The organism is Paenibacillus peoriae (assembly GCF_022531965.1).
Lineage (GTDB): Bacteria > Bacillota > Bacilli > Paenibacillales > Paenibacillaceae > Paenibacillus > Paenibacillus polymyxa_D.
Genome location: NZ_CP092831.1, coordinates 769,896 through 783,357 on the forward strand (window position 1 = coordinate 769,896; position 13,462 = coordinate 783,357).

Consider the following 13,462-nt stretch of genomic DNA (forward strand, 5'->3'; position numbering starts at 1 on the left):
CTATGGAAGTAAAGGAGGAAAGAACGTGTGGCAGGTCATCGGAACTCATATACCCAAATGGAACGTATGGATAGAAGCTGTCTTTTTGTTCATCATACCTTTGATTATTTTTCTGACGGTACGACAAATTAAAGCGATGGATGGTCGAGAGAGCAGACGTATGGAACGATTAAAGCTTCTAGAAGAAGAAGACCGTTCGGAGCAGGCAGATCGCAACCCGTCTGTAAGTGAGGCAGAGAAGGAAAAGGGAACCTTTACCGAAGATTATGAGGCGAATATAGAAAAAGTCAGACAAGCCGTCGCGGATATGGCAGATGTGAACGAACGATCTATTTTCCTGGGAAAACTGAACGCTGTAGGTACACTTTTTTTTGTGGATGGATTAACAGACAAGGTTGGCATGGATCAGAACATTTTAAAGCCACTGATGGATTGGGGCAGTTCAGGACAAGGCGGGGAGGATCTTCCGAGAGGAAAAGAGCTTCGGGATATGTTTATTCGTCAGGTCATGCTGGTATCGGAGACAGAGTATACGTTAGAGGTGCAGTTCTCCTTGCAAAAGGTGCTGTTCGGTTCTGTCATACTTATAATTCAGGGCATACCCGGCGCTTTTGTGCTGGGTACACCCAAAGGGAATACACGAGGGGTGGAGGACCCGATATCGGAATCGGTGCTGCGAGGACCGCGAGTCGGTTTTACCGAGACCCTCAGCGATAATACGGCAATGCTGCGCAGACATGGAGAAAGTACGGAACTGGCCATGTCGTCCTTCAAAGTTGGAAAAAGAGTGGAGAAGCAGTTGATGGTGGTGTATTTCAGAGACATTGCCGACCCGGAGCTTGTGGATGAGGTGAAGCGGCGGGTCCAAACCATTGATATGGATGAGGTATTGGAGTCGGGCTATGTGGAGCAGCTTATTGAGGATAATTTTCTTAGCCCCTTTCTGCAAATTCAAAATACGGAGAGACCGGATCGGGTCATGGCTGCATTGCTGGAGGGACGTGTGGCGATTCTGCTGGACGGTACACCTTTTGCGCTTCTTATGCCTGTAACGTATGGGATGATGCTCCAGTCCCCCGAAGATTATTATGAACGATGGATACCGGGTTCGCTTATACGATTCCTTCGTTTTATGGCAACTTTCATATCGTTGTTCGCCCCGGCGCTCTATATCTCCTTTATCTCGTTTCATCCCGGATTGATTCCAACCAAGCTGGTCATTTCCATTATCAGTGCGAGACAAGGGGTTCCGTTTTCGACGCTGGTTGAGGCCCTGATTATGGAGATTTCTATCGAAATTTTACGTGAGGCGGGACTTCGGCTCCCCAAACCCATCGGTCCAGCGATGGGCATCGTTGGCGGTTTGATTATTGGACAGGCCGCTGTTAACGCCGGGATTGTAAGCCCGATTCTCGTAATTGTGGTGGCCGTTACAGCGATTTCTTCCTTTTCAGCCCCTGTATACAGCGCTGGGATTTCCATGCGTGTCATGCGCTTTGGAGCCATGTTTACGGCGGCCACCTTCGGGTTGTATGGCGTAATCATGTTTTTCCTAATGCTGAGTATTCATATGGTTAAATTACACAGCTTCGGTGTGCCGTTCCTGAGTCTAACGGTCCCCCGTTCGTTGAAGGACTGGAAAGATTACTTCATACGAGCACCGCTGCAATTTATGAAAAATAGACCCATTCTTTTGAAGCATAAAGACCCTAAGCGACAAGGATGAGCTCAACACAGGAGGGAGCAAGATGGCCCGTGGGAAAAAAGCGGATAAAATTACAACGTTGCAGACAACGGCAATTGTGGTTTCCTTTATGCTGGCTGCCGGGTTGCTTACCCTTCCCAGAGTAGCAACTGAAGTTGCAAAAACACCGGATGCGTGGATATCTGTCATTTTAGCAGGGGGGGGCACTTTCCTGCTCGGATGGATTATGATCAAACTAAGTTCAAGGTTTCCAGAAAGTACCTTTTACCAGTATGTTCAGCGGATAACAGGCAAAGTCATTGGCAAAGGGATTGGTATGCTGATTGTTATTTATTTTGTTTGTATAGCCGCATTTGAAATCCGATCTGTGGAGGAAGTAACGTCGTTCTTTCTGCTTGAAGGCACTCCGGCGTGGGCAATTTCAGCACCTTTTATGTGGCTCTCTCTGTACCTATGCATGGGAGGAGTAAGCTCGTTAGGGAAAATATGCCAATTAATATTCCCGATTACGACGGCTATCTTTTTGTTGATATGCTTGCTGAGTTTAAATATTTTCGAATTGAATAATTTGCGTCCTGTCTTGTCGGAGGGGGTGATGCCAGTGGTTAGAACGCTCAAGACTACAATCCTGACATTAACGGGGACAGAGTCCTTGCTGATTATTTTTTGTCGGATGGAAAAACCCGAGAAAGCAACCAAGGCAATCGGACTGGCGATCGGGATCGCGGTCGCTTTTTATACAGCAACGCTGATCCTGTGCATTGGCGCTTTTTCGTTCGAAGGAGTCTTGAGCAGAACCTGGCCATTTTTAGATTTGGCTCGCAGTTTTGAAGTGGAGTACCTGTTATTGGAACGGTTCGAATCCTTGTTGTTGACCATTTGGATCATGCAAATTTTTTCCACATTTAGTATTGCTTTTTATTGCGCTTCGCTCGGAGTTTCTCAAATTTTGAATAGCTCTTATTCCAAGACGCTGTTCATTTTGCTTCCGATCATCTACTTCCTATCCCAAATTCCCAAAAATCTGAATGAGTTATTTTCTTTTGGAACGATCCTGGGGAATGGAGCTTTTGTTTTATTCGCTCTGCTTCCACTGCCACTTCTGCTTATTTCTCGCTGGAGGAAGGTGCGGTCATGATGAGGGCACGGTCGGGATTACTCGGAATGACCGCACTCCTAGTATGTTGTACACTTTCAGGTTGTTGGAGCAGCTCGCCGGTGGAGGATCTAAATCTGATGACAGGTATTGCTATGGATGTAGAGGCAGAATCTTCGCAAGAAGAGCAAATTAATCGAAAAGGAGGAGATTATCCAAAAAAAGAGTTAATCACTGGAACCTTCCAATTTGTCATCCCAGAGGAAAGCGGAGGCTCCAATAGCTCCTCCCCGCAAGCTAAAAAATTTTTTAATATTACGGAAACGGGGGATTCCGTTTTTGAAATGCTCAGAGAAATTTCATTGCGGACCAATCGACCTCCCATCGGGCAACATTTGAAAACGATTATTATCAGCTCCAGTCTGCTTCGCAAGATTCCGTTGTATGAGCTGCTGGACTTTTTCTTGGGGGATAATGACATTCGGCCCAGCGTACAGCTACTGATTAGTACAGACAAGGCGGGGAATGCGCTTCAGGAGAAAATTCCTGGTCAGATTCCTGCTTATATATTAAAGGATATATTCCAAAACCGTAAACGGAACGCGCGGTTGATAAAGCCCATGGCTTTGGCTAAAGTGATCGGACCCATGAAGGGTGAAAGAAGCTTTATATTACCTAATGTCATTACGGCGGAGAATGAAATCAAGCTCGCAGGTGCGGGAATCATCAAGGGAAAGACACAAACCTACGGTGGTTATCTGAATGAGTCGGAGGTCGAGGGTCTTATGTGGATCAAAGGCCAATTGGATGGAGGCGTGCTGAAAAGCAGCGATCCGAAAACCGGTAAAAATATAGCATATGAGATCAAAGCGGTGAAAAGCAAGATCAAGGCCATCGTTCAGGGGGATGACATTTCCTTTCAGGTAAAAATGACCTCAGAGGGACGCATTTCGGAGGTGCATATAAAGAATGAAAATTTGCGTAGCAACAATGTGCTTGGACAAGAAGAGAGTCTCTTTCAGGAGAAAGTGAATTCATTAGCTGAACAAACGTTAGCTAAAATGCAAAAGCTGAAGGTTGACGTCGGAGGTTTCGGAGAGGCCTTGAGGATTCAGCATCCTAAAGTTTGGCGTAAGGTCAAAGAGGATTGGGATACCACTTTTAGTACCATTCCTGTACGGTTTAGCACAGATATCCATATTGAAGATTACGGCTCTTCGATTACGACGGCAGACTAGTTTGCACGTACTTATTTTAGAAAAACCTTCAATACCACGAATCTACGTGACGTTGAAGGTTTTTTAGGCTATTCAAACAGGGACAGTGTTTCTTCCAGCCACGTAATATAGCTTTCTTCCCGATTAATGGCACGGCTCAGCACCAGATAATGCCCGAATTGGTTAGAGCCGGGGGATTGAAGATTCTCGTCCAGCTGTTGGAGGGATTTTTTACTTTCGTACAGATACTCCAGCTTTTCTTTACGTTTGGCAATCTGGTCCTCGAACAATCGCTTGTTCTCTTCCTTGGGGATGGCCGCTGAGAAATACAGCATAAGCATAAACTCATCTTTTTCCGTTTCCGGTAACTCCTTGGGGCTTAGCAGCCATTCGGTCAGCTCTTGGGTTCCTTTGGGGGTAATGCAGTACAATTTTTTTTCCAGCTTGGCTCCTGTAATGGAGGTCCGATATTCAATGAGTCCCTCTTCGGTCAGCCTTTTGAGCTCGGGATAAATCTGACTGTGCTTGGCGCTCCAAAATTGTCCGATTTCCTGCTTGAATTGGCTCGTAATATCGTAGCCGCTCATTTCCTCTTTGTGAATCAGACCCAAAATGGCATATTTTAATGTGCGTTTCAACGTAGCTCTCCTCGTAAAACGGTATTTGACACTAGTATACCACAGTGCTACAATTTATATGTAGTTAAAAACATGTTTATATTTACATGTTTTGAATTGAATATTTATTATCTTTGGTATCCTATTCAATTCATGAAAATTATAATTTAGGAAAGAAGGGTGCAAGATGGACAAGTTTATCGGCAGCCACATGATTTACACCTATGAGAATGGTTGGGAGTATGAAATATATATTAAAAATGAAGATACGATCGATTATCGCATTCATAGTGGTATGGTAGGTGGCCGCTGGGTACGTGATCAGAAGGTCAATCTGGCGAAACTGGTGGAAAACGTGTATAAAGTATCGTGGACCGAACCGACAGGCACTGACGTGTCTCTGAATTTTATGCCTGAAGAAAAACGTATGCACGGCATTATTTTCTTCCCTAAATGGGTTCATGAGCATCCGGAAATCACTGTGCGCTACCAAAACGATTTTATTCCGCTAATGGAAGAATCGCGTGAAAAGTATGAAACGTATCCAAAGTATGTGGTGCCTGAATTTGCAGATATTACATTCATCGAAAATGCGGGTGTGAACAACGAACAATTAATTTCCCAAGCACCTTATGAAGGAATGACAGACGATATTCGTGCAGGTAAACTGCAAGTGTGATCAACTCTGTGCTGAAAGTGTAAAAGCCTGGCCTGTGATAAACAGTCTCAGGCTTTTTTGCATGAACTGGAAAGTAGATTGCTAATGGAGTGGTGGACGATATTTAGAATGAATAGTAGACCAGGCCATGCTCGATGAGATACGAACGACTAATCCGAGGGGGGAGGATGGTCGCTAATGGGGAGAGAATGTGCAGGTTCGCATGGGCAGTCAGATCGGATAAGGCAGATAGAGCCAGCTCTGTTTTATCAGGCCCCCAGTGATCAGCGTGGTGCTGAATATATTGCTCAGCCTCGGTTAAGGACAGACCCTTGAGTGAGGTAAACACGGAAGCCCAGCGGACGAGGTCAAAGGCGCCTTTAATTTCAGGTAACTCATATTCTGCCAGACCTTGAGCGCCGTTACACGACATAGTAAGCAAGCCACAGCAATGGTGTTGATAGGGTTTCGAGTCAGGAAATTGACGATAATCGTATTGAATCATTTCCATGGAACCAATGCGTAATTGGGTCGCTTGGGACGTTGTGGGCTGGGCAAGCGTCATGCTCATGCTAGAATGGCCTCCTTCTCGAGTTCACTGTAAATAGGGATGGAAGAATCATACGTCACAGCGGATGTAATGTAAATCACGAATACAAGTGTAAAATGAGGATATGTAGCGGAAAACGAGCTTTAATGCCAATGGAAACGGATACTTGCATCCATATCTCTTATTATCTTGGGGAACGTCTTTATATCACAAAAAACAACCCCAGATCTCCCGAGGCTGTTTCTACGTGAAATATAGTTCAGCATTTCGCAAAATGCTTGTTTGCTGGTCACACGGGTGTGACGTCTTGAACCGCTTCTTCTTCTTTCCAAATCACGTTCTCGCGATAGTTTGATCCCCAATCGTACATTGCTCTCAGTACCGGAATCAGGCTTTCGCCATGCTCTGTCAGTGAATATTCCACATGCGGAGGGACGACAGGATAGACTTTACGTAGAATGAGTTTATCTTCTTCCAGCTCGCGCAATTGGTTAGTCAGCATTTTTTGCGTAATATGGGGAATCAGCTTCTTCAATTCACCAAACCGCTTGGTGCCTTCCATACCGAGATGCCACAAAATAATCAGCTTCCATTTTCCACCGATGACGGCGAGAGTCAATTCCTTATCACAATTAATCAGCTTCAAATCAATCCGGTCTTTTACAGTAGTGATATTCATCGACCTCCTGTCCATAGTTATTCCAAGTATACTATTTATAGTTACTATACGCAAAAGGATATACATCCATTTTGGAAACTATGCATACGTATATGGATACAGATCGACTGGACAGTGAAGCATGATGATTACGCAGGACCGGAAAACAGGAACGTAATATTCCTAATATATGCATAATTCCAGAAAACTGCGGCGTTAAGAAGGAATCACGATCGTATTAAAGGACTCTGGCTCCAGCTCCAAGCGGTGTGTTGTTTTTCCGAGAGACAGATTCAGTACACGTGATTCCTTGAACGGATTGGCGATGACTAGCACTCTTTGCCCGTCTGTATTTTGAAAAGCAACTGCATTTCCAGTCCATGAGCCGCGAAGTCCGATGCGTCGGGCACCCGGTAATACAAAATGAGAAAAATGCTTCATAACATAATACTCTGGATTCAGGACAGGTTTTCGATCCGTTGGATCAACGGTAATCATCGAATTTTGCTCCCAGCCCCATGTGCTCTTGCCTTTCGGTTCCAAAACCATATTCCAGTAAATATAAGCATTCACACCATTGGTGAAGTAGTGCTGGTACAGATTATATACATATTTGGCGTAGTCCCATGAGTTCTCTCCGTTACCGCATTCATTTTCGGTTTGCATGTAACGAAGCTCAGGATAACTGGCAACGGTGCGCTGAATGGCATTTTTGCCTGCCCACTGGTAGCCTACACCTTTAATATATTTGTAGGCCTGGGGGTCACTTAACACGGTATGGGCATACTCATCGAATCCGGTCGAAGTCTTTTTCATTAATTCCTCCCACGGATCGGGTGCGTTAATGGTGCCCAGCCAAATTTCCGTATCCAGTCCGTGTTCCTCAAAAGCAGGACCCAAATAGTCGCGAATAAATTCACGCAGTTGCTCTCCGGTCCATACACAGGAAGGAAACTTCTGATCGGCAATGACTTCATTTTGAACATGAATCTGATGGATCGTAATCCCTGCCTCCCGGTAAGCCTGAACAAATTTGACAAAGTACAATGCATACGCTTTCAAAATATCCCTTTCCCAGCGCAGCGTGCCGTAATTGTAGGCTTTCGGTGATTTCATCCATGTCGGCGGACTCCAGGGTGAAGCGAACAACTTTAAGTCCGGATTGAGTTGTAACGCTTCTCGAATAAAAGGAATGAGATACTGCTGATCGCGCTCGATGGAAAAATGCTTCATCTCCACGTCGCCGTCTGTTTCATTGTGGCTATACCATTCCAGCGCGTAGTCACTCGCTCCAATAGGAAGTCGGCATATCGTGAATTTGTGCTCGCCCTCTGGGTGAAAGAGAGAATGAAGCACCCGATCTCGGTCGTCCTTTTCCAAATGATTCAGGGCCACATAACCTAATTCATTAAAACAGCCACCAAAGCCTTCTACAAGCTGATATGTTTCTCCTGTAAGGATTAGGTTGGCACTCTCTTGGGTATCGGTCAAATGGTGAGCTTGGGATTGCCAAGCTTTAGCTTTGGAAGTGGAAAACCACTGAATGGTTTGATTGCTCATGTGTTACCCTCCTGTCAGGCTTTTTGTATCTCAACTTATTATAGGGTAGGATCTTAGAGAAAGAGATGGTCTGAGCGATGACAAATTTGCCCTAATCCAAGGTTGAATTTGCGGATGAGAACTTTTGCTGATAAGAAGTGTCAAGAACACATAAAGAACACATGTCTTTGATATACTGGTGTCCTAGAATGACCGAAAGAGGGAAGTCGATTGAAGAAAAGAGTTCTTCTTGTCGAGGATGAAATACGTATTCGTGAAGTGATCGCGGATTATTTTAAACAAAATAATTGGGAAGTCTATGAAGCAGGCAATGGGAAAGATGCACTCATCTGGTTTGATTCGGTGCAGCCGGACCTGATTATACTCGATATTATGATGCCGGAACTGGATGGTTGGGAGGTGTGCCGCCAGGTGCGCAGCCGTTCAGGTGTACCGATCATTTTGTTGACAGCCAAATCCGGTGATGATGATAAAATATTAGGCTTTGAACTGGGAGCCGATGATTACGTGACCAAACCATTCAGCCCCAAGGTGCTGATTGCTCGCGCGAACGCGCTGATGAAACGGGTGGAAGGACATGTGCAGCCAGAGTCGCATATCTTGCGGTTCGGTAGTGCCATTCTCAACACGATGGCTCATCGGCTTGAGGTGGATCAGGCGGAAGTCGAACTGACGCCCAAGGAGTATGAGCTGCTGCGGCTGCTTATACATAATAAAGGCATCGTTATTTCACGGGATGCGATACTGAACCGAGTGTGGGGCATCGACTTTGAAGGAGATACACGAGTTGTCGATACGCATATCAAAAAGCTGAGAAGTAAGCTGGGCCGTGAATCACGCCATATCCGCACTATTTTTGGTACTGGCTACAGGTTTGAGGAGGAAGAATGAACAAACGGGGAGTTACCTTTAAGTTGTTCATTATGACGGTTGTGTTTTTCCTGTGTTTTTACGGTATGGTGATTTTAAGTCAATTGTTGTTTTTTGAAAATTTTTATCAGAAACAGAAGATTGGGCGTGTGGAAAGTCGTTTGCAAAGCTTCGGTCAAAGTTATGTCCAGGAGGCTTGGGGATCGGGCAGGGTTTCGCGTGAGGCAGCTCGTTTTATGCTTCAAAATAAAAACCAGTTGGCGATTGTAACGCTGGACGGCAAAGTAAAGCTGGATGATGCGTTTCATATCAATGTAAGAAAAGCAGATGGTAAAATCGTTAAAATATCGCTGTCTCTGTTTATGAGTGAGTATGGAGATGAGCTGAGAGCTGCCCGGATTCAGCCTGGCGATACGGTAACGGTTGAAGGTGAGGGATTGGGAACGGAAGGCATATCCTCCGCCAATTTAATTTATCCAACCGGCATACAGAAGCTTGGCTTCAAAAGTATAGGATCAACTTTGGAAGAGGCAAGCACAGGTGGCAGTGTAAGGTTTTCCGGTACGGTGACAGAGATTGTGCTGCCGGATCTGAAAACATGGAGTCAGCGACAAGGTTTACTGTTTAGTGCGCTGGAGGAATGGTTCCCTTTATCACAGTCGCATCTGGAGAAGCTTAAGAATTTCGAAGTGTTGGAGGAAGATTGGACGGAACCTTGGACAGGGGTACGCAATGCAGTTATAGTCCATCCTGTTCGTCAGAGCACAGGCGAGATCGACCTCCTGTTCACAGTGACATCGTTGCAGGAAATTAGTGAGACGAATGAAGCTCTGCGTTGGTTTTATCTGTACCTAGGGATCGGAGGATTTGCACTCATTCTGATTTTGTCCCTGTTCTATTCCCGAATGGTAACCCGTCCGCTCATTGCTTTGAATAATACCGCCAAGCGGATGGCTAAGCTCGATTTTACAGCCCATACACCAATCCGGCAGAATGATGAACTGGGCAGCTTGTCCTACAGCATGTATACCCTGTCCCAGAACCTGGACACCGCTTTGCGCGAGCTTCAGGAGGCCAATCAGCAATTAGTGGAGGATATGGAACAGAAGCAGCGGATGGAGGCTGTGCAACAAGACTTTTTTGCCAACGCCTCTCATGAACTGAAAACTCCGCTGAGTATCATTAAAGGCTTCGCAGAAGGATTACAAGATGGGGTTAGCGCCGGGAAGCAGGATCATTATATGAAAGTCATTGTAGAGGAAGCGGACAAAATGGAGCGATTGGTCAAAGATATGCTGGACCTCGCCAAATTGGAATCGGGTACTCTCAAGCTTCGCAAGACGACCTTTATCTTGAGTGAGCTGGTGGAGGAGGTCGTGGACAAGCTCTTCCACCTGTTGAAGGAGAAAAAGCTGGAAGTAGTCATTATCCCCGCCAATGAGATGCCGATCCATGCCGATGTAGGATGGCTGGAACAGGTGATTATCAACTTTGTTGTCAATGCCATACGACATGCTGAGGAAGGAAGCTCCATCACGATTCGTATCGAAGGTGCTGGGGAAATCAGCTCCTTTTCCATTGAAAATAAAGGTGAGACCATTCCTGATGATCAACTGGAGCAGATATGGGATCGCTTTTACCGGGCTGAGCTGTCCCGAAGCCGCCAGACAGGTGGGACAGGGCTCGGGCTGTCGATCGTCAAACGAATTTTGGATTTGCACGAATTCCACTTTAAGGTGGAGAATACCAAGGACGGCGTCCGTTTTGTTGTTATATTCGGAGGCTAAGCTATGGCAAAGGAGTTAAGAGTATGAAATGGAATTGGTTGCCCTCACTATGCACGATTGCAAACCTGGGGGCAGGGGTCTTATCCCTGTATTTCACGATTCATGAGCAATACATGACCGCCTTTATTCTCGTGGTGGTGGCTGCTTTATGGGATGTATTAGACGGTTTACTGGCAAGGCTGCTGCATTGTTCCAGTGATTTTGGCAAACAGCTCGATTCGCTGGCGGATGTGGTCTCATTTGGGGTTGCCCCTGCTTTCTTGATCTTGTTATACAAGCTGGGAGATACCCATTGGGTAGGACCACTTGTGGCTGTTTTGTTTGTCATATGTGGTGCGGTAAGATTGGCAAGATTCAACCTAATGGCTTTTAGTAAAGGCTTTGTGGGTATGCCGATTACGGCGGCGGGAGTGATTTTGTCCTTTATGTTTTTATGGAGTGAGCATTTGAAGCCGGGGTTGTTGCTTGCGTTAATGGTAGTGCTGTCGTTCCTGATGGTTAGCCGTATTCCCTTCCCGTCCTTCAAAAAATAATCGGTCAGGAGGTGGCGCTCCTATGGAATGGGCCATCAGCATGATTACACAATACGGATATATCGCTATTTTTGCTCTTCTTGCTCTTGGGATTATTGGCCTACCGGTTCCAGATGAAATTATTATGGTGTTTGTCGGCTATTTATCTTCTATTATGGTACTGAATTATTCGGTGTCTATCTTAGTCAGCTTCATCGGTGCAATGACAGGGATGATGATCAGCTACACGCTAGGCAAAAAGCTGGGCCAGCCCTTGGTGGATAAGCACGGCAAGTGGGTTGGATTGACACCGAAGCGATTTGCAAGAGTTAAGGGGTGGTTTGCGCGCTTTGGGTTGTGGACCATTTTGTTTGGTTATTTTATCCCAGGAGTCAGACATGCAACAAGCTATTTGTCAGGGCTTAGTGCGATGCCTGTCCGAAAATATATGCTGGTGGCAAGCGCAGGTTCTCTGATATGGACGCTTATTTTTATCTCCATTGGTTATATTGCAGGGGCGAATATAAACTTTCATTAAGGTGACCCCAAAAGTAATGTAGCATTTTTCACGTATACCACCGATAATATAAATAAAGATGATATTGTACAACCAGTGAGGGGATCTGTATTGAATGCATTAATGAAGTATATTGAGAAGTTACCTGGTTTTCTGCAAATGATCTTAAATATCTCGCTATTTCTGGTCGGGCTGATTTTAAGCTTCTTACTTCTAAAAGAAACATGGTCCATTTTTTCTTATGTTTTTTTGTACACAGAGGCCGACAAAAATTACTATGAATTCACGGAAGAGCTGCTTGTATTTTTCTTGTATTTTGAATTCATAGCATTAATAGTTAAGTACTTTAAAACCAATTTTCATTTTCCATTACGTTATTTCATCTATATTGGGATTACGGCCGTCATCAGGCTCATTATTGTGGACCATGATGATGCTAAAAATACATTCTGGTGGTCCATTGCTATTCTAGTCATGGTAGGTTCTCTATTGATCGCTAACAGTAAATTGTTAAAAAGAGAAAGTTAATGCCGGGAAAGATTGCAAAGGGTGACAGTCAAGTGGGAGAGAGGGAATAAAGACGAATGGTAAGAAACTGGATGAATCATGCGGGCGTCAGGCGGATAGCCGTCCTTGCGATAATCGTTTTGCTGTTGTTTATGTTAAGAAGCATGATGAATATTATGTTGTTAACACTGCTGCTTACGATCTTGATTGGCAGTATATATAACGGAGTGAATAAGCTGGTCAAGCGGTTTGTCAATGTACCGTCAATGGTCGTACTGCTACTGGTGTATGGTCTGCTGATCCTGATTATGGTGTGGGGCGTTTACCGAATGGTGCCGCTAATCATTGTACAGGTCAAGCAGGTGTATCTCATGATTCAGCAAGCGTATATGTATCCTGATCGTAATCAATGGAACGAAACGATTATCGAATTTATGGACACACTGAATGTTCAGCGGCTATTTGAGCCTGGCCTGAGTGCAGTAATGAAGGTCAGTCAATTGGGAACACAGCTTCTGGTGTCAATTATTTTGAGCTTGTTCTTCCTGATGGAAAAATCCTATATTACACGCTTTACAGCTACGTTTGTAGATAGCAAGCTGGGCTGGTTTTTCAAGGAAGTGGGTCATTTTGGCCGTATGTTTCTGGGTACGTTCGGGAAGGTATTGGAGGCTCAACTGCTGATTTCACTTATTAACTGTATATTGACCACGATTGCGCTCTGGATTATGGGCTTCCCTAATCTGCTCGGTCTTGCGCTCATCATTTTCGTACTGGGATTGGTTCCGGTGGCAGGTGTGTTTATCTCACTGGCACCGCTCGGCCTGATCGCTTTCAGTGTCGGTGGCATTCAATATGTAATTTATCTGGTTATATTGATCGTGGTGATTCATGCGATTGAGGCCTATTTCTTAAATCCGAAGCTGATGTCATCCAAAACGAATTTACCGATTTTCTTTACCTTTGTCGTACTTATTTTCTCTGAGCATCTGATTGGAATTTGGGGCTTGATTGTAGGTATTCCGTTGTTTGTTTTCTTCCTTGATCTGATTGGGATAAAACGCAAGCAAGAGAAGGATACTTGATTCAGCAATACAGATTCCGCCCTAGTATAGTGACTATTGATATATCACAAATGCCTGCGAAACCGCAGGCATTTTTTTATTGCCCTTTTGTTCACAGGAAAAATCGCTGACGCTCATCCACTT

At 44.9% G+C, this 13,462-nt stretch carries 14 protein-coding genes; 10 read left to right on the forward strand and 4 right to left on the reverse strand.

Annotation, left to right across the window (positions count from 1 at the left end; genetic code table 11):
* Nucleotides 1-25 precede the first annotated feature (25 nt).
* The 3 genes from MLD56_RS03460 to MLD56_RS03470 are packed head-to-tail and all read left to right on the forward strand — an operon-like array spanning nt 26 to nt 4,039.
* Nucleotides 26-1,726, forward strand: a complete 1,701-nt coding sequence (locus MLD56_RS03460) for a spore germination protein (RefSeq protein WP_029515876.1) — start codon at nt 26-28, stop codon at nt 1,724-1,726.
* Between the two features lie 22 nt (nt 1,727-1,748).
* Nucleotides 1,749-2,843, forward strand: a complete 1,095-nt coding sequence (locus MLD56_RS03465) for a GerAB/ArcD/ProY family transporter (protein ID WP_029515875.1) — start codon at nt 1,749-1,751, stop codon at nt 2,841-2,843.
* On the forward strand, nt 2,840-4,039 hold the full coding sequence (locus MLD56_RS03470) for a Ger(x)C family spore germination protein (protein WP_029515874.1): 1,200 nt from the start codon (nt 2,840-2,842) through the stop codon (nt 4,037-4,039). The genes MLD56_RS03465 and MLD56_RS03470 overlap by 4 nt, the downstream gene beginning before the upstream one ends.
* 68 nt (nt 4,040-4,107) lie before the next feature.
* Here MLD56_RS03470 and MLD56_RS03475 read toward each other — a convergent pair whose 3' ends face one another.
* Nucleotides 4,108-4,656 (reverse strand): PadR family transcriptional regulator, encoded by a 549-nt coding sequence (locus tag MLD56_RS03475; RefSeq protein ID WP_029515873.1) that lies wholly within the window; start codon nt 4,654-4,656, stop codon nt 4,108-4,110.
* Nucleotides 4,657-4,822: 166 nt separating this feature from the next.
* Here MLD56_RS03475 and MLD56_RS03480 point away from each other — a divergent pair, with 166 nt between their 5' ends.
* The gene (locus tag MLD56_RS03480; RefSeq protein ID WP_029515872.1) at nt 4,823-5,314 is read left to right on the forward strand and encodes a phenolic acid decarboxylase; all 492 of its coding nucleotides are present in this window, start codon (nt 4,823-4,825) and stop codon (nt 5,312-5,314) included.
* Between the two features lie 103 nt (nt 5,315-5,417).
* Here MLD56_RS03480 and MLD56_RS03485 read toward each other — a convergent pair whose 3' ends face one another.
* The 3 genes from MLD56_RS03485 to MLD56_RS03495 form a co-directional block, all read right to left on the reverse strand.
* Nucleotides 5,418-5,864, reverse strand: coding sequence for a hypothetical protein (locus tag MLD56_RS03485; RefSeq protein ID WP_029515871.1), 447 nt, complete (start codon nt 5,862-5,864; stop codon nt 5,418-5,420).
* 268 nt (nt 5,865-6,132) lie between these two features.
* The gene (locus MLD56_RS03490) at nt 6,133-6,522 is read right to left on the reverse strand and encodes a winged helix-turn-helix transcriptional regulator (protein WP_029515870.1); all 390 of its coding nucleotides are present in this window, start codon (nt 6,520-6,522) and stop codon (nt 6,133-6,135) included.
* A gap of 195 nt (nt 6,523-6,717) precedes the next feature.
* Nucleotides 6,718-8,061 carry a glycoside hydrolase family 30 protein gene (locus MLD56_RS03495; RefSeq protein ID WP_029515869.1) on the reverse strand — a complete coding sequence of 448 codons (1,344 nt, stop codon included), beginning with the start codon at nt 8,059-8,061 and terminating at the stop codon, nt 6,718-6,720.
* A 210-nt stretch (nt 8,062-8,271) separates the two neighbouring features.
* Between MLD56_RS03495 and MLD56_RS03500 the strand changes: the two genes are divergently transcribed.
* From MLD56_RS03500 to MLD56_RS03525, 6 genes are all read left to right on the forward strand, one after another.
* Nucleotides 8,272-8,952, forward strand: a complete 681-nt coding sequence (locus MLD56_RS03500; RefSeq protein WP_029515868.1) for a response regulator transcription factor — start codon at nt 8,272-8,274, stop codon at nt 8,950-8,952.
* Nucleotides 8,949-10,718, forward strand: coding sequence for a sensor histidine kinase (locus tag MLD56_RS03505; RefSeq protein WP_029515867.1), 1,770 nt, complete (start codon nt 8,949-8,951; stop codon nt 10,716-10,718). Before MLD56_RS03500 ends, MLD56_RS03505 begins: the two co-directional genes overlap by 4 nt.
* A 23-nt stretch (nt 10,719-10,741) precedes the next feature.
* On the forward strand, nt 10,742-11,251 hold the full coding sequence (gene pssA, locus MLD56_RS03510; protein ID WP_029515866.1) for a CDP-diacylglycerol--serine O-phosphatidyltransferase: 510 nt from the start codon (nt 10,742-10,744) through the stop codon (nt 11,249-11,251).
* Between the two features lie 22 nt (nt 11,252-11,273).
* Entirely contained in the window at nt 11,274-11,768 is a 495-nt protein-coding gene (locus MLD56_RS03515) for a DedA family protein (protein ID WP_029515865.1), read from the forward strand.
* Between the two features lie 90 nt (nt 11,769-11,858).
* A complete protein-coding gene (psiE, locus tag MLD56_RS03520) occupies nt 11,859-12,275 on the forward strand; it encodes a phosphate-starvation-inducible protein PsiE (protein ID WP_029515864.1) in 417 nt (138 codons plus the stop codon).
* A 56-nt stretch (nt 12,276-12,331) separates the two neighbouring features.
* Nucleotides 12,332-13,339 carry an AI-2E family transporter gene (locus MLD56_RS03525; protein ID WP_029515863.1) on the forward strand — a complete coding sequence of 336 codons (1,008 nt, stop codon included), beginning with the start codon at nt 12,332-12,334 and terminating at the stop codon, nt 13,337-13,339.
* Nucleotides 13,340-13,462 lie beyond the last annotated feature (123 nt).